15 protein-coding genes are annotated in these 19,788 nt (G+C 60.3%); 12 read left to right on the top strand and 3 right to left on the bottom strand.

All coding sequences use genetic code 11. The features are described from left to right. Window positions 1-15: 15 nt before the first annotated feature. From flgM to fliW, 6 genes are all read left to right on the top strand, one after another. Entirely contained in the window at window positions 16-318 is a 303-nt protein-coding gene (gene flgM, locus AC1U7K_RS04260) for a flagellar biosynthesis anti-sigma factor FlgM (protein ID WP_480249555.1), read from the top strand. 10 nt (window positions 319-328) lie between these two features. Next, complete coding sequence (flgN, locus tag AC1U7K_RS04255; protein WP_480249554.1) at window positions 329-859, top strand: flagellar export chaperone FlgN; 531 nt, start codon at window positions 329-331, stop codon at window positions 857-859. 1 nt (window position 860) lies between these two features. Next, complete coding sequence (flgK, locus tag AC1U7K_RS04250) at window positions 861-2,252, top strand: flagellar hook-associated protein FlgK (protein WP_480249553.1); 1,392 nt, start codon at window positions 861-863, stop codon at window positions 2,250-2,252. Between the two features lie 16 nt (window positions 2,253-2,268). After that, entirely contained in the window at window positions 2,269-3,159 is an 891-nt protein-coding gene (gene flgL, locus AC1U7K_RS04245) for a flagellar hook-associated protein FlgL (protein WP_480249552.1), read from the top strand. 94 nt (window positions 3,160-3,253) lie between these two features. Next, window positions 3,254-3,493 (top strand): carbon storage regulator CsrA, encoded by a 240-nt coding sequence (csrA, locus tag AC1U7K_RS04240; protein ID WP_480249551.1) that lies wholly within the window; start codon window positions 3,254-3,256, stop codon window positions 3,491-3,493. Further along, entirely contained in the window at window positions 3,490-3,975 is a 486-nt protein-coding gene (gene fliW, locus AC1U7K_RS04235; RefSeq protein ID WP_480249550.1) for a flagellar assembly protein FliW, read from the top strand. Before csrA ends, fliW begins: the two co-directional genes overlap by 4 nt. A gap of 47 nt (window positions 3,976-4,022) precedes the next feature. Here the strand turns inward: fliW and AC1U7K_RS04230 are convergent, their stop codons facing one another. From AC1U7K_RS04230 to AC1U7K_RS04220, 3 genes are all read right to left on the bottom strand, one after another. Beyond that, window positions 4,023-4,379 carry an Hpt domain-containing protein gene (locus tag AC1U7K_RS04230; protein WP_480249549.1) on the bottom strand — a complete coding sequence of 119 codons (357 nt, stop codon included), beginning with the start codon at window positions 4,377-4,379 and terminating at the stop codon, window positions 4,023-4,025. Window positions 4,380-4,442: 63 nt separating this feature from the next. After that, entirely contained in the window at window positions 4,443-6,956 is a 2,514-nt protein-coding gene (locus tag AC1U7K_RS04225) for a PAS domain-containing hybrid sensor histidine kinase/response regulator (RefSeq protein WP_480249548.1), read from the bottom strand. Next, entirely contained in the window at window positions 6,953-8,224 is a 1,272-nt protein-coding gene (locus AC1U7K_RS04220) for an HD-GYP domain-containing protein (RefSeq protein WP_480249547.1), read from the bottom strand. Before AC1U7K_RS04220 ends, AC1U7K_RS04225 begins: the two co-directional genes overlap by 4 nt. 515 nt (window positions 8,225-8,739) lie before the next feature. On the opposite strand from AC1U7K_RS04220, the gene AC1U7K_RS04215 reads away from it, so the two are divergent. The 6 genes from AC1U7K_RS04215 (at window position 8,740) to AC1U7K_RS04190 (ending at window position 19,626) form a co-directional block, all read left to right on the top strand. Then, on the top strand, window positions 8,740-9,945 hold the full coding sequence (locus tag AC1U7K_RS04215; RefSeq protein WP_480249546.1) for an HD-GYP domain-containing protein: 1,206 nt from the start codon (window positions 8,740-8,742) through the stop codon (window positions 9,943-9,945). Window positions 9,946-10,150: 205 nt separating this feature from the next. Then, a complete protein-coding gene (locus tag AC1U7K_RS04210) occupies window positions 10,151-14,461 on the top strand; it encodes a glycosyltransferase (protein WP_480249545.1) in 4,311 nt (1,436 codons plus the stop codon). Next, window positions 14,458-15,639: a glycosyltransferase family 9 protein gene (locus AC1U7K_RS04205; RefSeq protein ID WP_480249544.1), complete on the top strand. Its 1,182-nt coding sequence runs from the start codon at window positions 14,458-14,460 to the stop codon at window positions 15,637-15,639. Before AC1U7K_RS04210 ends, AC1U7K_RS04205 begins: the two co-directional genes overlap by 4 nt. Continuing rightward, window positions 15,626-17,446: a CgeB family protein gene (locus tag AC1U7K_RS04200; protein WP_480249543.1), complete on the top strand. Its 1,821-nt coding sequence runs from the start codon at window positions 15,626-15,628 to the stop codon at window positions 17,444-17,446. Before AC1U7K_RS04205 ends, AC1U7K_RS04200 begins: the two co-directional genes overlap by 14 nt. Further along, the gene (locus tag AC1U7K_RS04195) at window positions 17,443-19,071 is read left to right on the top strand and encodes a glycosyltransferase family 9 protein (RefSeq protein WP_480249542.1); all 1,629 of its coding nucleotides are present in this window, start codon (window positions 17,443-17,445) and stop codon (window positions 19,069-19,071) included. Before AC1U7K_RS04200 ends, AC1U7K_RS04195 begins: the two co-directional genes overlap by 4 nt. Window positions 19,072-19,104: 33 nt before the next feature. Continuing rightward, window positions 19,105-19,626, top strand: coding sequence for a hypothetical protein (locus AC1U7K_RS04190; RefSeq protein ID WP_480249541.1), 522 nt, complete (start codon window positions 19,105-19,107; stop codon window positions 19,624-19,626). The last annotated feature ends 162 nt before the right edge of the window (window positions 19,627-19,788 follow it).

Genomic DNA, 19,788 nt, shown 5'->3' with positions numbered 1-19,788 from the left:
GACAAAAGGACCAGTATGGAAATCTCAGGGCACGGTCGGGCGCAGGAGTTGGCGAATCTTTTGTTCGGCGTACAGGACGTCGAACGGCCGTCGAAATCACCGCGGCCGACGACCATTCCACAGCAGGACCAGGTCAACATCTCGGATCACGCGAAAGAAATTCTGCGAATCAAACAACTCGCAGAGGCTCCGGATGCCGCCAGAGCGGCACGCGTGGACCACCTGCGTCGAGCGGTGGACGCCGGCACGTACGACGTCAGCGGGCAGACGGTCGCCGACAAGCTCATCCGGCACGTCTTGACCGACGCCGTGTTGTGAGAGTCGCACGGTGAAACCTGCAGACCTCGAAGGACATTCCTCCGTACACGGTCTGGGGCGCGAACTGATCACCATTCTTCAAGAGATGGACGGAGCCGCACGACGGCTCAGCGAGATCCTTCGCGTCGAGCGCGCATCAATGTCGTCACTTGATCTTAACTCGCTCGAATCCGCTGCTCAAAGAAAAGTCGGTCTTCTCCAAGCCCTACAGGCGTTGGAGGCGCGTCGGAAGGCTCTCGTCACCGACCTATCACGGTACTTCGGTTTGATTGCCGACGTCACGGTCGACGAATTGGCGCGGCACATGGAGAAGAGCCAAGGCGAGTTGCTGATTAGGCAAGCCGCATTGCTCAAGGACGCGGTACGTGACGTGCAGCGTGAAAACGCAGTCGTGGCGGCTCTGGCCGAGCATTCGCTGCTATTTCTACACGAAGCCTTCATGGTCGCGCATCGCGCGATGATGCCCGCGCATTCGGTATACTCCTCATCAGGTTCGACAGCGGCAGCGCTCGAGGGCGGGCTGTTGCGGCAGCGGGGCTAGCATGTCGAGCATTTCCAATCTCTATAACATCGGCTCCCAGGGGCTCTTCGCGTATCAGCAAGCGCTGAACGTGACCGCCCAAAATATGGCGAACGTCAGCACGGAGGGCTACTCGCGGCAGGAGGCGGTGCTCGGGGAAACGCTGCCGCTGAACGGCCGGCCCGGCCAAATCGGGACTGGCGTGCAGGTCACCGAGATCAAACGAAATGTCGATGAATTCATCAACCAACAATTACTGTCCTCTCACGAGCGAGTCGGGCAGTTCGATGCCGCGAACAGCGCCTTGTCCAATATCGAGCAGCTCTTCAACGATTCCCAAAATCAAAGTCTCGGCTCGGCGCTCAACGAGTTCTTCAATGCGCTGCAAGACGTGGCGACGAATCCGGCCGATCTGACCGCGCGGTCGGTCGTGCTGGCCAAAGCCCAGTCACTGACCGACCGGTTCCATGGAATCGACGCCACGTTGACCGACCAACGCCAAGCGATCGACCGGGACGTAGGGCAAACGATTACACAGATTGACAGCCTCGCCGGCCAAATTGCCGATCTGAACGACAAGATCAGTCAGGCCGAGCTCTCGGGGCAACACGCGAACGATCTGCGGGATCAGCGGCAGCGGCTGTTGAATACGCTGGGTGGGCTCATCGATGTATCGTCGATCGAGGATGGGACCGGGCAGTTGACGATCTTCGTCGGTCGCGGACAAATCCTCGTCGATAAGACGACCGCACATACGCTCTCCGGCGCCGCCAATGGAGCGAACGCCGGTCTGCTCGATGTGCAGTACGATCAAGCCGGCGGCCCGGTCACTATCACGTCGCTCATCGGCGGCGGCCGGCTGAAAGGTCTCCTCGATGCGCGGGACCAAACGATTCCCTCGTTAACGGCACGGCTCGACACGTTGGCCGCGAACCTCGTGTCCGAAGTGAACGCGCAGCATCAACTCGGATTCGGGCTCGATGGATCGACCGGCCTCGCGTTCTTTTCGACGAGCGGCGTCACGGCCAGGACGATCGCGGTGGCGTTGACCGACGGACGACAAATCGCCGCTTCCGACAACGCGGGCGGCATACCCGGCAACAATGTCAACGCCTTGGCGTTGGTCGACCTTCAGAACAAGTCCATTGGTGCGCTGGGAAGCGCGACGCTGGGGCAGTACTATGCCATGACGGCGTCGGGGATCGGCACCACGGCGCAGCAAGCGGCCGGTGATTTACAGGCGCAGCAGCTCGTCCAGCAACAGCTTCAGGCGCACTGGGCGGAAACCTCCGGTGTGTCCCTCGATGAAGAGTTGGTCAACATGATGAAGTACCAGCGCGCTTTCCAAGCGACGTCGAAGATCATCACGATGACGGACGAATTGATGCAGACCATTCTCACGCTCAAGCGCTGAGCCTTTGGAGGCTTCTATGCGAGTCGCCGACGAACAAATCTTCGGGCTCGTGCTCAGCAATTTCCAACGAATTGCCGCAAAAACCGTGGAAGCCCAGCAGCAGGTGTCCACCGGCAAGCGCGTGTCTGTGCCGTCGGACGATCCGGTGGCATTCGGGAACGGGACCTCGCAGAAGGAAAGCCTCGCCAAAACGCAGCAGTGGTTGCGGAATATCGACTCGGGCGTGACCCGGGCGAACGTTGCCGACAATACGCTTGGACAAGTGACGTCGATCTTGTCACGCGTCAAGGAGCTGGCCGTGCAAGCGCGGAGCGATACGACGAGCGCGAGCGAACGTTCGCTGATCGCCACTGAGGTGCGATCATTGGATCGCGAAGTGCTTCGACTGGCCAACACCGACGTGGCGGGGCAGCGCATCTTCGCGGGGACGAAGACCGATGCCGACCCCTTCACGATCACATCAGGGGATACGGTTCAATATGTCGGGAACGACGAGGCCCAATCCATCGCGGTGGGGAACGGTCAGACTGTGCAGGTGACGCTCCCGGGGAGCCAGGTCTTCTCCGGCCCGACGACGAACATCTTCGATGGGCTGAAGAATCTGTTGGCGGCACTCGAATCGAACGACGGCGCGGGGATTGAGACGGGCATCGGTGATATGGATCAGGCGATCACGCAGATCACGAATGCCAGAGGGCAATACGGGGCGTTCGAGAATCGGCTGGACAGTACGAAGACCACGCTGAGCGATGCCGTCAATATTGTGCAGAAGGCGCTGTCACAATCCGAGGACGTCGACTTGGCTGAAGCCATCTCGAACTTGACCCGCCAGCAGATCGCCTTTCAGGCGGCGGCGTCCAGTGCCAAGCAGATTTTCGACACGTCCTTGCTGAACTTCTTGCAATAGGCATGCGTCGACGGGGGGACGTTCGGCTCGACGATTTCACGGCGCCCTCGAAGTAGGGGCACCATCACCGGGACCTCAACGCCAGGGAGGGCTTATGTTGGTCCTGACACGACGCATCGGCGAAGGAATCACCATTGGGCCCGACATTCGGATCGTCGTGGTCGATATCAAGGGCGGCCAGGTGCGGCTGGGCATTGAGGCGCCGGCAGCAGTCCAGGTCCATCGCGATGAGATTTATGCGCGCATTGTCGATGAGAACCGACAGGCGGCAACGGCGACGCTGACCGCCGTTCAGGCGATGACGATCAAGACGGGATATGGGAAGGACCAATGAAGATCGGCACGACTCGATTCGGCACCATTGACTGTCCCGTTCAGGCGCTGCTGTCCTTGCCGGCCGGAATTCTGGGGTTTCCGGAGTCCACACGCTACGTCGTGCTGGATCATGATCGGGATGTCCCGTTCAAATGGCTTCAATCCGTAGATGATCCGTCCCTCGCGTTTGTCATTGCCGACCCTGTCCTCTTCGATCCTCAGTATCGTGTCATCCTCGCCGAGCAGGACGCGCGCGATTTATCGGTGTCATCTTCCGACGATCTGCTGATCTTCGTGATCGTCACGATTCCGCTCGATAATCCTGCTCGGTTTACCGCAAACCTGCGCGGCCCAGTGGTCGTCAATCGTCATAGCCGCGTGGCGAAGCAAGTCATCCTCCAAGCCGACTATCCGACGCGGGCGCCTCTTGCCGGGTGCGCTGTCACGGCCGGCAACGAGACGCCATCGACGGCCGCGTTGGCGACCGCACGGCGATCATAGGTCGCGTCTTTCTTCGACGATCTCCTCGTTCGATTGATCAGAGGCGGTCATCGATGGGCGAGGTCTTGGAGTGCGGGGAGGAGGCGCGCCATTTCGACTTTCAGGTTCGCCCACGCGTCCTCGACCAGACGAAGATCGCCGGTCATTGCCATCTGCTCGAGCCGAAATGCGGCGTCGGCGGCATCGTGTGCTGCAAATTCCTTCACGGATCCCTTGAGCCCATGGGCGGCATGCCGTAAGGCGGGCGCGTTTCGTGTGAGGACGCCCCTCTCGATTTCCCTCATCATCCGCGGATAGTCCTTGAGGAAGATGCCCGCCAATTCACCGAGGAACGCCTCGTCGTTGTCCAGGCGCTCGAGGGCCGCAACACGGTCGAGGATCCTGTGATCGTCACGGTTCCCCATACCCATCGTTCTTGATGTCTCTCCTTTCGGCCGCGGAGGTTTCGCTGGGCTCTCCTGGATGCCTTATTTCAGCTTCCGGTCCTCCGGGGGGAGCCAACGCTGGAGCACTGCTTGCAGGTCATCACTCTTCACAGGCTTGGCCACGTAGTCGTCCATGCCCGCGTCAAGGCAGCGTTCCCGGTCACCCTGCAATGCGTTCGCCGTCATGGCAATGATGGGGAGTCGGCGTATGCCGTTCACCGCGAGAGCCGGCCAGACCGTCCGCGATCCATGCCCCATGGCCGCCGCCTCCAGGTCTCGGATTTGACGAGTCGCCTGATAGCCGTCCATTTCGGGCATCTGGCAATCCATAAAGATGGCGACATACGGTACATCCTGAACCGCGCGAAGCGCTTCGAGGCCATTGGCCACGACATCGACGTGGCAGCCCAGCTTCTCCAGCAACTTGGCTGCGACCCGTTGGTTGACGACGTTATCTTCGACCACCAAGACGCGACCCCGCGTATCCGGTGTCCGGAGAATCGTCTGCGGCGCCGCGGGCGCAGGCTCGATGGGCCCGCTGCTGCGGCGGAACAAGGCTGACAGCACCTCACAGAGCATGGACTCCCGCACCGGCTTCGTGAGGAGCGCAGAGACGGCTCGGGCATGCCTCTCCTCTCGCGCGTGCCATCGAGCAAATGGAATCAAGCCGATGAGCGGGACGGTATGGCCGTGACTCTCCAGACGATCGATCACGGCGGAGGCTGCGCCGCGCGGTAATTGGAGGTCGAGGATCACCGCGTCCCAGTTCGCGCTATCCGGACAGTCGATACATTCGGTTCTGTCGTCGGCAGTGCTCATCGTCGTGACGGCGAGGCCGAATGCCGTCAACATGGGCGTGAGTGTCTCGCGCACCGCGGCGCTATCGTCGATCAGCAGAACGCGGCGGCCCGCGAATGAAGGATCGGGAGCGGGGCGAACCGACCTCACACTGCGTTCGAAGCGCGCCGTACACCAAAAGCGACTGCCGCGTCCCGGTTCACTCTCGACGCCGATTTTTCCGCTCATCAATTCGGTCAATTGCTTGGAAATCGCGAGCCCCAGCCCCGTTCCGCCGTATCGTCTGCTCATGCTGCCGTCGGCCTGGGAAAAAGGCTGAAATAGCCGTGCACGCGCCTCGGGGACGATGCCGATACCCGTATCGGTGACGTCGAACCGCAGCGTGGTATGCGAGGCCGTCTCCTCCGCCAGGCGGGCTGTGACGACGACGTCCCCCTGTTCGGTAAATTTGACCGCATTGGAAATCAAATTGATCAAGATCTGTCGCACGCGGCCCGGGTCTCCCAGAAGCCGAACCGGGATGTTGGGGTCCAGCCAGGTGGCGAGTTCGAGCTGCTTCGCGTACGCGCGTTCTGCTAAGAGGCCGGCCGCTTCCTCGACGATAGTCCGCGGATCGAATTCGACGATGTCGAGGCGAAGTTGTCCGGCTTCGGTCTTCGAAAAATCCAGGATGTCGTTGATGATGTCGAGCAGCGACTCACCACTTGTTCTGACCGCTTCCACATATTCGCGTTGCTCGGGCGTCAGCGTCGTGCCGAGCAGGAGTTCGGCCATCCCGATTACACCGTTCATCGGCGTGCGAATTTCATGGCTGACGGTCGCGAGAAAGGCCGATTTGGCCCGGACGGCTTCTTCGGCCCGTTCCAACGCCGCGTTCAATTCCGTATTCTTCCGCTCGACGGCTTGGGCAAACGTCTTGACGGCGTCTTCGGCCCGCTTGATGGCGCTCACATCGACACCGTACCCGCGCACATGCGCATGGCCGGGGATCGGGCAGAACGTCCAGGAGAACCAATGACCGCGCACGAATACTTCACGGTCTTTGACTGAACAGCCGGTCAAGCAATCGCGGACGATCCGCGTGATCTCGGCAGGAAGAATCGTAGGGAATCCGGCCTCGTTGTAGCCGTACTCGGCAAGCAGCTGCATGAGGATGGCGTTCGCGTACAACACCTCGCCGTCCCGGTCCAATTCCACAATCGGGTAGGGACTCTCTTCCGGAATCGACGCCAGGCGGCTGTGATCCTGCTCCAGTTCCACCTGCACGCTGAGGTCCCGAAAGGTGACGATGGCGCCACCGGCTCCCGGATCGAGCAGCGGGACGGCTCGGCATTCCGTCAATTTGACCTGTCCGTTTCGGCATCGAACGACGGTTTGTGACGAGTAAGCGGCTTGTTGAGAGTGTAAGACCTGAGCGACAGGGCAGGGGGCGGGAGGCTCGGTCACCTCCGCCGGCTGGCAACCGATGAGGTCGTGGAGGCACTGACCTCGGCAGGACGCCTGGCCCCACCCGAAGAGTCTCGTCCCTTCTGGATTGATCGCACGGATTCGCCCTTCGTCATCGACGATATACACCGCGACCGGCACGGCCTCCAACAGCACATCGAGGGCGGGCCGTTGCCCTGTTTCGCATTGCCTCGTGACCGGTTCGGATGCATCGGTCGCCCTTGAGTCGGCAAGGCCGAGGTGATCGGGATGGGAAGAGGGCTTCTCTCTTCGACTGTCGACAGTGCTGAGGCTCGCTCGGTGCTCACTCATGCGACACCGGCTAAACAGAGCGACGTATCGTACTGCTCCTTGTCTGGATCCAGGTCCCGGAGGATGGCTCGGGCGGAGCCGGCGTGCTCCGGCACCGACAACTCGAGCAACAGTGGCTCCGTATAGAGCCGGCCTTGGCGGTCGGTAATCAGTTTCAAGGACGGCTTCAAACTCAATGCGGGATTGACCGCGACGACCACGGCGCGTTCCCCGGTATTGAGCTCGACCAGGCTGCCGATCGGGTACACGCCGAGGGTTTGCACCACTTGCTCCACGAGCCGGGTGTCGAACTGACGGTTCAGGCCGAGTTGATAGATGCGGCGAATGGCCTGAGGCGGCGGGATAGCGGGCCGCCCTCCGCGAGTCGTTACGAGCGCGTCATAAATGTCGATCAGTCCGACGAGCTGGCTTTCGGCTGCGATCGCATCGCCACGCAGTTTCGCGGGATAGCCGGAGCCATCGACGCGTTCGTGATGTTCGCCGACGATGCGCCGGACGATCTCGGGCAATCCGGGGTCGTTCAGCATGGCGACGCCAAGCGCCGGATGGTGCATCATCAGATCGCGCTCGTGGTCCGCATAGCGTGAGGTTTTTCGCAAGAGGTTTCGCGGGAGACGCATCTCCCCGATATCATGCAGGAGAGCCCCGAGAGCCATGTCCTCCAAGGCCCGGGAATCCAGTCCCTGCTCAATCGCGACTGCCATGGACAGGACAGTCACGTCGACGACATGCGAGAACAGATTGTGATCGAATCGCTGTAGCTGCTGCAGGCGCACAGCAGCAAGCATCGCATTGCGTTGGGTCGTGATGCGTTCCCCGAGGTGCGATACCATGGAACGCAGCGCCGGGTTGTCGATCCGGACGGGAGTGGTCGTTCCGACGAACATCCGCTCAAGCGCCGATGTCGCCTCCGCATGAAGGAGCCGCGCAATCTTGACTTCTTCACGGCTGGGTGGCGCAGTGGACGGCGGCGTTTTCGGCGAATCATCGGAAGCCGAGGCGTCGGTCGGGGACGATTCACCGTTGTTCGAGGCCTCCTTCGGATGAGCCGAACCTTGATCGGAGAGATCGACGGTCTTGGCCGTATCGATGACTACTCGCCGAATGCCGTAATGCCGGAGAAGCGCGATGTCCTGCTCGTCACGCAGCAGGAACCGATGGCGGACGAACGGCGTCGTGAGCCAGGATCGATCGAGGCGCTCGACGAACATCCCCGGTTTCAGCTCATTGACGTCGATCGTTTTGTGCGTCTCGGAGCGGCCCGACATATCAACGTCTCTTCCTTTCGGTACGATTCGCCTTGCTGGGCCGATGAAGGCGCCGGTCGCTACCGTCACGCTCGTGAGTTGTCAGCGACCACGCTCCCGACTTCGCGCGAACCTGAACGTGGGCATGACGAGAGCGACTGCGTGCATCCCTCTTCACCTACGTCCAGATGTACACCGCTTCCGCGGTGGTCCCACTACCGTGATACGTGAGTTGTTGACACAACGATCGGACTAATGGAATCCGCGGCCGCCCAAACACCCCCTAACGAGTAGGCGCCGGCTCCCGGCCGTTTCTGATCGTTCATGTATCGGTTCTCCCAATCCCGCTCTTTAGTAACGGCTGCCGCTCAAGACAACCCTTCGGGTATCCGATAGAGCACGATGAGGCCCGCAGTCGGTACATCGAGAAACGGGGCGACGCGCGCCGAGACGCTTCGCGCCAAAAGCGATTCTCATCGTCGAGATCTCTCCCACGATGCGGCGCTCCGGTGAGCCAACGGTCAAGATAGTCCATCATGCGTAAAACCATCCCACTTGATCAGCTGACGGTCGGCATGTCGGTCGTCGGGCTCGATGTCCCATGGCTGAAATCCCCATTTCTTCGTCATCAGATGCGGATTACCCGACGCGAGCAAATCGACAAACTGAGGCAAGCGGGTGTCCGATACGTCGATGTTGAAGGAGCAGAGGCAGGTGTGGCGGTCGACAGCGGACCTCCGCAGGCTCCTGCCCCCGCCGTCATCGCCGCTGCGATACAGGAGGTGCGTGAGCCACCCACACCGCCGCACATCGATGAACTCGAGGAGGCCCGGCAGGTTTATCGACGCGCCAAGCAGGTCGTCATGCAGGCGATGCATGACGCCCGCACGGGGGAGGCGATCAAGACCGAAGACGTGTCGGTCGTCGTCTCAGGGATGGTCGACAGCATTCTCCAAAACCAGGATGCGTTGGTGAGCTTAACGAGGCTCAAGAGCTTCGACGAATACACGTTCTTCCACTCCGTCAACACGGCCATCTTGGCCCTAGCCCTGGGCCGGCGTGTCGGGCTCGATCGGGAGTCCCTCCATCGCCTGGGTTGCGGCGCCTTGCTTCACGATATCGGGAAGACCAGAATTCCGCGCGAGATCCTGAACAAGCCCGGCAAGTATGAGGCGTGGGAATTCGAGATCATGAAACAGCACGCGCTCCGGGGCGTGGAAATTTTGTCAAGCGTCCGCGAGTTTCAGGACGATGTGATCCGGCCGGCACTGGAGCATCATGAGCGCGTCGATGGGAGCGGCTACCCGTTCGGCCGTGACCGCTCGGAGCTGACGACGTTCGGCATGATTGCCAGCGTCGTTGACATTTATGACGCGATTACGAGCGACCGCTGTTATCACCAGGCGATCCCCGCACACCGCGCGCTTCAACGTCTCTACGATCTCGGCCAGTCCGGACACTTGGATGCGATTCTCGTGCAACGCTTCATCCAATCAGTCGGCGTCTATCCGGTGGGCTCCTGCGTGCAGCTCAATACCGGAGAAATTGCCGTCGTGAGCCGTGTGCATCACGAGCGGCCGGTGGCGCCTTCAGTGTTGATCATACGAGATGCAGCCATGCGTGCCGTCCAGCCGGTGGTCCTCGATCTTCGCGGCGACTCACGTGTGATCAGCGCGGTTTTGGATGCGAAAGATCTAGGCGTATCAATCGACCCATACCTCGGCCCTATTGCTCCAGTCTGACAGTACTTTCTTTCCGTCCCAGGCAGTCTTTGCCGGTCGTCTATGGGCCGCTTCTTGTCCTTCTCAAACAAAATGCAGGAAGAGGAGGAGGACTTCCAAGGAGATTCATTGTGGCCGATAGTTTGCAGTGCCCCCACCCGATCGGCGGTCGTCGTCCTGTTAGGCAGACCGTCGTGCGGTCATCCCTTGGCAGGAAGGGTAGTTGATGTTAGCTGAAGGCAGGCGCGCCTTGCTGATCCAACTCGAGTTTCCTACCTGGGCACGTGCCAGAGCGTGGTCATATGCCGCAAGTTTCGGGCTCGAGGAAGGATTGCGGGCGAACAAGTTTGAGTGCCTGACAGTGCCCGCGTTTCATGCCATCGGCGATCAAGATCCATCTTCATGGCTGTCCCATGTTCGCCGATTATTCGACGGGCAACAGTTTGATCTCGCCTGGGTCTGGCTTGTCCACAACGAATACTCTCGCCCTTTTCTCGAATGGCTGGCCGTCGTGGCTCCCGTGCGTGTCGGCTTTGTCATGGAGTCGTTGCGGTATGACGAGGAGGACTACCGGGTTGCGCCGCATCTACGGTCGCGTGCGTCGCTTGTCCATGAACAAATTCGGTACATGACCCACGTCGTAGCATGCGATGAGCGCGATGTCGAAGAGATCAATGCGAATGGCCGGGCCGCCGCCTTCTGGTGGCCCTCTACGGTCCCTGGCCGCTGTATTGTGCCACCGGCAGCCACATCGGCCGGACGCGTGGCTGCCTTCTATGGCGATCTGTACGGAGAACGAGGCCACTGGTTGAAACGACACGAACTTGAGGGGCTTTTGACCAAACCTGAGCCACCCGAGGACGCCACGACCCTTCCGGCTGCGTTCGATGCGTTGAATCGTGGGACTATTGAACGGCTCAGCTCCGGCTGGCGGCCGAATCTTGAAGACCTGACCTCATACGTCAATCATCTTCGATCAATCCGAGAGAACATTTTTGACGTCTGGATGCAGGGCTTAATGCGGTGGCCGGCAATCGTCAATTTGCCAAGCTTGGCAAAATTCTATCCAGGCCGAGTGGTAGAGGCGATGGCGGCAGGACGTCCGGTGATTTCATGGTCCCCTCCTGACCGCGAGAGGAATCGCAAGCTGTTTCGGGATGGAAAAGAAATCTTGCTGTTTGATACGACGCGACCGGACCTTCTCCGCGATCATCTCGTCAAAGTGTTGAACGACGTTAAATATCGATATGCAATCGCCGCGGCGGCTCACGAGAACGTGAAGGCACTGCACAGCAGTGAGATGAGAGTTCGCGAAGTGCTGGAGTGGATCCGGCAGGGAGTGGCGTGCGGAGAAAGAAGGATGCCAAACGGCGATGGCATCTTACCGGCTAAAAGGAGTGAAGGGGACCATCCGACCCAAACGTCGACGCCGACAGATCGCTTCTATACGAAGCTTTTCATCGATACGCCATACTGGTCTACGCCCCATCCCAATCCCGATGAAGCGGCGCGATGGAGCAAAATTGCGTCGTTCTTGGAGATGATTGCACGACGAAGACCGGCGGGAAGCGGGCCACTTCGGATGATCGAAGTTGGCTGTGGCCGAGGTTGGCTGACGAATCTTCTCTCGACCTGTTACGGGGACTGTGAAGGCGTGGAACCGGTTGCGGAAGTCGCAGGGCGGGCGAGAGAGTTGTTCCCCTCCTTACGGTTTACGGCCGGTACGGCCAAGACCATTCTCGACCGGCCTGACTTCTCCCCGTACGATGTCGTGATTTGCTCTGAGGTCATCGAACACGTTCCTCAAGCGGATCAACCCGATTTCCTTCATACCCTCGTGGCTCTCCTCAAACCAGGTGGGTACCTTATCCTCAGCACCCCTCGCGGGGATGCCCGCGAACAATGGCAACGAATCGCACCGCCGAATCAACCCATCGAAGACTGGCTGACAGAGACCGAACTTCGCTCGCTGCTGCGCGGCACAGGCCTGTACTGCCTTGGTCTGGAGCGTGTCTACGTTGAGCTTCCGTCATTACGTTTCATCCCTGCGCCGACGCCTGTGGACCAGCGGGCACTCTCATTGTTGCCTATTTATCAGGTATGGGCGTGCCAGCTGTCTGATGGCTCTCACCATATCTCCTCGTTCAACCTGCCTCCGATGGTATCGGTCATTGTGCCGACCTATAACCGTCCCGCGCAATTGCGTGAAGCGCTCGAGACGATTCTCCGGCAAACGATGCAAGACTTCGAAATTATCGTCGTGAATGATGGAGACATCGATGTGGAAGACATCATTCACGCACTTGATCACGACGGCCGCATCATCTATGCGCGGCACGACCGTAATCGGGGGCTGGCTGCATCTCGGAATACGGGCCTACGTTTGGCCAAAGGGAAATATGTAGCCTATCTCGATGATGACGATCGCTATTACCCAGAGCACCTCGAAATGTTGGTGCGCGCACTTGAAGCGGGAACATTCAGGGCCGCGTATAGTGACGCATGGCGAGTGCATGAGCGGTGGGATGGATGCCAACGGGTCGAGATAAACCGCGATGCTCCATATTCGTATGACTTTAGCGCTCCACAGCTTCTTGTTTCCAATTACTTTCCCGTTCTGTGCGTGATGCACGAGCGCGCGCTGATCGACGAGGTCGGCGGGTTTGACGAATCGCTCTTTGCACACGAGGATTGGGATCTCTGGATCCGAATCGCCACGAGAACGGCCTTCCTGCACGTCCCGTTGAAAACAGCAGAATTTACGTGGCGGACCGATGGCTCCTCGATGACAAGCGGGGACCGGGACACTTATTTTCGGACGACCGAGATTATTTATCGAAAATATCGTCCCTATGCCGAGCGCCTCCCGGGGGTACTTCAAGCTCAGCAAGAGCAGCTCGCAGTTCGGGCGAAGGAGCTGCGACGTCAGTCCGTGGATTGTTCGATCATTGTGCCGGTCTGGAATCGCCGAGAGCTAACCGAACAATGTCTGAGAGCGCTGAGCCGTACGACTCAGGATGTCAACTACGAAGTCGTGATTGTCGATAACGGCTCTACGGATACGACCGGCGAGTTACTCGCCCGACTCGGCGGTGATGTCCGAATCATTCGGAACACCGACAATCGCGGCTTTGCAAAAGCGTGTAATCAAGGCGCGAGGGCGGCGAGCGGTCGTTATCTCGTCTTTCTCAATAACGATACCATTCCCTTGCCTGGCTGGTTGAAGGCGCTCGTGGACGAAATCGAATCGTATCCTGACGTCGCGGTCGTCGGCAGTAAGCTGTTGTATCCGGATGGCTCCATTCAACACGCGGGCGTGGTCTTTTCACGTGACTTCTTTCTGCCCTATCACGTGTATAGAGGGTTCCCGGCCGCCGCGCCTGCCGTCAATTCTCGCCGGGAATTTCAGGTTGTGACAGGGGCATGCATGCTGGTGCGCCGGGAGGCATTTGACGCCGTTGGCGGGTTCGACGAGGAATATGTGAATGGCTTCGAGGATGTCGATCTGTGTTTGAAGATTCGGGAGCGGGGCGGCCGCGTGATCTATCAGCCGAGGAGCGTTCTCTATCATCTCGAAAGCCAGACGCCGGGACGCAAGACATATGAAGATCACAATGTACGCCGGCTCATTCAGCGATGGGGACACCATTGGTGGTTGCCGGACGAAGATTCCGTCTATGTCAGCGACGGCTACTTCTATACGACTTGGACGGAGGATCACCTGCTGAAGGATCGTTTGGCGGTGTTGCCGCCCCAGACGCGCGACCAATGGGAACGGGTGGCAGCCGCGCAACGAGCAGCACACCGGAGGGATTTCACGGCTCTGGCGTCACTGTTGGCAGAAGAAGGGTGGCCTGAAGACAAGGGGGTTTTGCGGTGGGCGGCTGGCCTTTGCCGATGGGCGAAGCTCGAAGCCCATGCGCCTGCATTTTGGCAACGTCTCCTTTCCATCGAAGAAGCCGCGGATGCGCGGGTTGCACTGGCGAAATATGCGCTCGAGGCCGGCCGCGTGGAGGAAGCGGAGGAGCATCTTACAACACTGCTGAGCCGCTCGCCCGATCATGGGGAGGGATGGCTGCTCCGCGGCGTGCTCGCGATGCAGCGACACTCGTATGCCGACGCGGAGGCCGCATTTGGCCGGGCGCTACAGTATGGAGGCGATGTTAGAAAAGCGCACATGGGGATCGGGATGGCGGCGATGGGCGCGGGGGACCCGGGCCGTGCATGGCCGCATTTTTCAGAAGCGCTCCGCGTTGCCCCTGACGATCAGGATGCGCTCCACTGGCTCTTGCGAAGCGGCACGGCGCTCGAGCGTTGGGCCGACCTCTTCGCCCACCTGCGCCGATTCACGGCTCGAAACTCGGCGGATCTCGCAGCGCGATTTGCCTTGGCCGGCGTTGCCGTGCGCCTGGGCCGCCACGATGTGGCGCGCAGCGAATACCACGCCATTCATCTTCTGAATCCCGGCTACGATGGCTTGAATGAATTAGCGACCGCGCTGAACGGAGGCGCGCTCACGACTACCTCCGCATCATGACCCGCGCTCTTGTCGTTCAACTCGCAAGGTTGGGTGACCTCGTTCAGTCGCTTCCTGCGGTTGCAGCCATCCGGAAACAGCGAGGCGAACGTTATCTCGACGTCCTATGCGCGGCGCCGCTCGTTCCCGTCATGCAGGCGTGCGCGATGGTCGATGCCGTCATTCCTTGGGATGGCGAGCGATGGCGAGAGTGGGCGCGGCGCGATGTGGCGAGCCCGGGCAATTGCGCGGAGATCGTCCGATATCTCGATGTGACTGCCGGCCGGCGCTATGTCCGCGCGTATAATTTGAATCAACACGATCGCGCGATCCTGGCCGCGCACCTCTTCGCTTCCGACGTGCGGGGGCCGGGCGAGGCCGGTCCACTGACCACTGCGCTGTCCCCGTGGGCTGAGTATTTGCGGGCGGTTGCCAGAGAACGAGGACCAAATCGTGTCCACCTGGCGGATGCCTTCTGTGGGCTGTGCGGGGTTCGACCGACTGGCGAGCCACCGCGACTCTCTCCGCAATCTGCGCCGTTGCCACCTTTCCTGTCAGCGATGGGAGAACAATCAAGCCGATGGATTGGCGTGATCGTCGGGGCCGGAGCGCGGGAGCGTTGGATCCCGCCGTCCGTCTGGTCTGAGTGGATTATGACATACCTGCGTGCTGATCCAGAGACATGCGTGGTGCTCCTCGGCAGTCAACGCGAACAGGAGGCCGCACGAGTCATGGAGGAAACGTTACCGCCGCTGCTGCTCGGCCGTGTCTGGAATGCGACCGGGCGGATTGATCTTACGCAACTCATGACGGTGCTCGGTCGTTGCGAAGCGGTCGTGGGCAGTGATACGGGACCCCTCCATCTCGCCGCGGCGCTTGGTACACGAGTAATGGGCTTCTATTTTGCGAAGGCGCGAATCCATGAGACCGGTCCCTACGGTAGAGGACATTGGGTGTGGCAGTCGGACTGCGAAGTGCCGCAGAGGTGGCCGATCAGAGAAAGTGTCGCGCTGCTGCAACACGGAACGTCGGAATCGGGTCGTGTCGACGGCTGGCAGTGTTGGCAGAGCCGAGTGGATCGATGGGGTGCCTATTACACGGAACCTGACGACGAGAGGCCGGAGCGGACGCGCGAGGAAATCTGGCAGCGATTGACGACGGCCGCACGATCACGAGTAGAGAATCATGAGCTGGTTTGAGACGAACCTTGCTGCGATCCGGCAGCGTGACACGAAACTAGCAGCGGCCGTTCGGGACGCCAAGGGGGGACTGCTCACCATGAGCCAGTCCCGTTCCGGCTTGCCGACGGCATCGGAATCGAACAAGGCTATCCACAGTGCGTATGACCCGCAGCGTGAGGCGCAAGCGTGGGCAGATGCACAAGCATCACGTTGCTCTGAAAAGGAGACAATTGTCGTCCTTGGTGTTGGACTTCTGTATCACGTTGAAGCATTGAAGTCGCTGCTTCCTCGCGAGCAAATTGTGGCGGTGGCCGTGCCCAATCTCGACGAGCTACACGATGCGTGTGCGGCGAGGGCGATTGATGACTGGGCCGGCCAGGTCGTCTGGGTCTGGGGAGACACGAGCAGCATGGCGGCCGCCATCAACGAGTTCCCACAGCCGGTCCGCATCGTCTCGTATGCGCCGGCAGCCCGCATTCATAATAGTGGTATCCATGCTGAGCTGGAACGGCGGTTGCGCGAACAGATGGCAGCACGATCGGGGGGGCAGGTGCACGTCGCCGTCGTCGGGCCGATCTACGGCGGCTCGTTGCCCATTGCTCGATACGTGGTCTCGGCACTGGACACGCTCGGCCACCGTGTGACATGGATCGATCACAGTGTCCATCATGCCAGCTACGAGGCGTTCGGACGGCTCAGCGATCGGCGGCATCAACTCACCTTGCAAACGCGCTTCGGCGACGTGCTCGGGCAACTGACCCTGGCTAGGCTGGCGGAAGACCCGCCCGACATCACGCTCGCGCTGGCGCAGGCCCCGCTCAGTGTTCCTCTACTCGATCTGCTCCGTCGCAAGCGTTTTCTGACCGCCATGTGGTTCGTTGAGAACTACCGGCATCTCACGTATTGGCAACAAGTGGCCGGCGCCTACGATCACTGGTTCGTGATCCAGCGTGGGGCATGTGAAGAGGCGTTGCGTCAAGCTGGCGCGAAGGATGTGACGTACTTGCCGATGGCGGCCGACCCCGCTGTTCATCGTCCCGTGATGCTGTCCGACGAAGAGCGGCGAGAATTTGGCGCCGATGTGTCCTTCGTCGGCGCCGGCTATGCGAACCGGCGTCAGCTTCTTCCTGAACTCGCTCGACAGGAGTGGACGTTCAAGGTTTGGGGCAACGAATGGGACGACGCGACGGGGCTCGATCACGTGCTGCAACGCAATGGAGCACGGATCGACACGGACACGTGCATCAAAGTGTTCAGCGCCACCAAGGTCAACCTCAACCTGCACAGTTGGACGGGGAGCGGCTTCGATCCGGAGGGAGATTTCGTCAATCCTCGCACGTTCGAGTTGGCGGCGTGCGGTGCGTTTCAGCTCGTCGATCGGCGGACGTTGTTGGCGGAACTGTTCGAGGCCGGCGATGTGGCGATCATGGAACGACCTGAAGAGTGCGTACCCGCGATACGCCGCTGGCTCGATGAGCCGGACGCTCGTGCCGCCGCAGCGGCCCGTGCGCGAGAACAGGTCCTCCAACGCCACACGTACGTGCATCGCATGACCGCGCTGTTGAGCCATCTCGGGCTCCGCCATCCCGATCGAATCGGCGGCGTGCTGCGCGGGGAGCGGCAGGCGGCAGCCTTGGCGCAACAGAATAGCGTGCCGCCGGAGCTTCGAGAAGCGCTCGGCCGTCATGCCGGGAACGAACGGGTAGAGTTGAAACAGTTGGCAGCAGAGATCCGTCGCAAAGGGCCGACGGCCGTGTTGAGCCGTGATGAGTTGATCATCCTCATGCTCGACGAATATCGGCAAGAGACGCGGGACCTCGTATGACGCAGCAGGTGTTGATCATCAATGTGACCAGGATGGGCGATCTCGTGCAAACCGTACCGCTCATCACGCGGCTGCATCATGAGTGTCCCGGCGTCGCGGTCGATCTTCTGGTCGATCGGTCGTTTGCCAGTGTGGCAGCCCTGTTGCCCGGTCTTCGCCACATCCATGCTCAGGATTTTCAAGCGCTGACCGACGACACGCGTGCGATGACGAAAGATATAGTGTCGCTGCATCGCGAGGTGACGGGGTGGCTTGGACGGTTAGCTGAAGTGGGATATGACCGCGTCGTCAATCTCACATTCAATCGCCGCAGCGGCTTGCTCGCGGCCTACCTCCGCGTACCGGACACAAGAGGGGTGACGGCGACGGCCGACGGCGTGACGATCGTCAACAACCCTTGGATGGCGTATTTTGCCGACCTCCACCGCTATCGCCGCTTCAATCGATTCAACTTGGTCGATCTCTACGCGTTGGGCGGAAGCGGGGCGGGGCCGGCTGCGCCATTGACACTCGCGGTCGATCGGGATGCCGTCGAATGGGCTGTTCGGTTCGTGAAAGGGAAGGCGGCCGGCCATTTGGTTGCCGTACAGGTCGGCGCGAGTGAAGCGATCAAGGCGTGGCGGCCGGAGTATTTCGGCCGGGCGATGGCCGCCTTGGCGCGACGCGTCGATGCGACGTTCGTCCTGATCGGGACGAACAGCGAAGGGACTGCCGCCGCGCAGGCCCTCGCGGCGTACAGAGCGTCAGGCGGGAGGGGCGCCGTGATCGATGCCATTGGGCAGACGACTCTCCCCCAACTCGTCGCGCTCTTGCAGCAGTGCCGATTGATGATCACGAACGACACCGGGCCGATGCACCTGGCGGTCGGCGTGGGGACACCGGTCATCGATCTCTCCGTTGGTCACGTCGATTTTCATGAGACCGGGCCTTACGGGAATGGGCATTGGGTGATTCAGCCTGAACTCGGCTGTGCTCCGTGTGGATTCGATCAGGTTTGTGCGCATCATGCTTGCAAAGATCGCATCGTGCCGGATGAGGTTGCGCAACTCTGCGTCCATCTTCTTGGCCATGGCCCCCTGCCAACTCGAATCAGTGGTGTCCGCCTCTATCAGTCGTCGATGGACGGCGACGGTCTTGTTCACTATGACCTGAGGGCTGGTCACGAAGATGAAAGCACAGAGTGGTATGCACGTTTTTGGCGGCGGTTCTGGTACGAGTCCTTCACCGGTCTTTCTAGCAATCAGGGGCAGGTGGGGCCGCCGCCGGATCTCGATGTTGAGGAAACTCGATGTCGTCGTCTCCTCACCTCGGCGGCAGACTTGGTGACACGCGCTGAAGCGGTCGCAAACGTGGTGCGTCAACAGCCTCTTCTCGTGAAAACCCTTCAATCGCTGCAGAGCGAACTCACCGAACGCCGGCACCGCGCCATTGCTGAAGCAATGGGGTCGCCGGCATTCGAACCCATTACTGTGGCGTTCGTCCGTCATCTGCATTCCAGTGAGGATATGGAAATCGGTGCGATGGCCAGGCAGCAGGTAGACGCGTATCGAACGTGGTATCGGCGTCTGATGGCAGTCATGGACCGACTACGGGCATGTCAAGGAGGCCGGTTAAATTACAGATGATGCAGCTATGGGCTCATCGTGAAAGAGGATGCCATGCAAATCTCGATGGATGAAGAGCGGTGGAGTGTTGATGATAACGCCCGCGTGGCCGAGACCGTTGCTGCAATTAGCGACAGAGCTCACGCTAAAGGACGGCTCGTCACGAGGCTCTCGATCGCGGGACGATCGATCAGTGATCGCGATCTCATTCCGCCCCTGTTGGAACGCCGTGTGGGAGAGATAGGTCCCATACATGCGCAGACGCAGTCACTTGAGGACATCACCCGGCGCGCGGAAGCAACGGTGCATCAATATGTCTCTCTCTTGCGAGCAGACGGGGAGTCATTGGTCTCGGGACTGCGGACCCATACTGCTTCCGTCTCTTCCGTTGATAGCTGGCTAGGTCGGCTTGCCGACTACCTGGAATATGCCGACAAGGCAATGCCGGGGAGCACAGGCCAGGAGGGAGGATTGTATTCGTGGGCGCACAAACTGGTCCATGCACGAACGTCAGGCGACTCCATCATGGTGGCCGATCTTCTGGAATACGAAATACTGCCACGACTTTTACCATAGGTTTCGTGGTCTCCATTGTCGATCGTTACGTTCCATTTCATGAAGCTTGGGATGGCCAGGTGTTCCTCTCAAGTTCGCTTCAGCCGGTGCCGATACAGAGCCAACAGCGAGTACGGCGGTCGGAGAGGGGGTGGCGGTGTCATGACCGCAACTCGCCGCTGT

It is taken from the genome of Nitrospira sp. Vd2 (assembly GCF_979581665.1).
The sequence above is the reverse complement of the archived record's forward strand: the minus strand, read 5'-3'. Positions and strand labels throughout refer to the sequence as shown.

What these genes read in the sequence shown, in the direction of transcription:
- flgM (WP_480249555.1), top strand. Translation starts at nt 16, where the DNA reads ATGGAAATCTCAGGGCACGGTCGGGCGCAGGAGTTGGCGAATCTTTTG.
- flgK (WP_480249553.1), top strand. Translation starts at nt 861, where the DNA reads ATGTCGAGCATTTCCAATCTCTATAACATCGGCTCCCAGGGGCTCTTC.
- flgL (WP_480249552.1), top strand. Translation starts at nt 2,269, where the DNA reads ATGCGAGTCGCCGACGAACAAATCTTCGGGCTCGTGCTCAGCAATTTC.
- csrA (WP_480249551.1), top strand. Translation starts at nt 3,254, where the DNA reads ATGTTGGTCCTGACACGACGCATCGGCGAAGGAATCACCATTGGGCCC.
- fliW (WP_480249550.1), top strand. Translation starts at nt 3,490, where the DNA reads ATGAAGATCGGCACGACTCGATTCGGCACCATTGACTGTCCCGTTCAG.
- AC1U7K_RS04230 (WP_480249549.1), bottom strand. Translation starts at nt 4,379, where the DNA reads ATGGGGAACCGTGACGATCACAGGATCCTCGACCGTGTTGCGGCCCTC.
- AC1U7K_RS04225 (WP_480249548.1), bottom strand. Translation starts at nt 6,956, where the DNA reads ATGAGTGAGCACCGAGCGAGCCTCAGCACTGTCGACAGTCGAAGAGAG.
- AC1U7K_RS04220 (WP_480249547.1), bottom strand. Translation starts at nt 8,224, where the DNA reads ATGTCGGGCCGCTCCGAGACGCACAAAACGATCGACGTCAATGAGCTG.
- AC1U7K_RS04215 (WP_480249546.1), top strand. Translation starts at nt 8,740, where the DNA reads ATGCGTAAAACCATCCCACTTGATCAGCTGACGGTCGGCATGTCGGTC.
- AC1U7K_RS04210 (WP_480249545.1), top strand. Translation starts at nt 10,151, where the DNA reads ATGTTAGCTGAAGGCAGGCGCGCCTTGCTGATCCAACTCGAGTTTCCT.
- AC1U7K_RS04205 (WP_480249544.1), top strand. Translation starts at nt 14,458, where the DNA reads ATGACCCGCGCTCTTGTCGTTCAACTCGCAAGGTTGGGTGACCTCGTT.
- AC1U7K_RS04200 (WP_480249543.1), top strand. Translation starts at nt 15,626, where the DNA reads ATGAGCTGGTTTGAGACGAACCTTGCTGCGATCCGGCAGCGTGACACG.
- AC1U7K_RS04195 (WP_480249542.1), top strand. Translation starts at nt 17,443, where the DNA reads ATGACGCAGCAGGTGTTGATCATCAATGTGACCAGGATGGGCGATCTC.
- AC1U7K_RS04190 (WP_480249541.1), top strand. Translation starts at nt 19,105, where the DNA reads ATGCAAATCTCGATGGATGAAGAGCGGTGGAGTGTTGATGATAACGCC.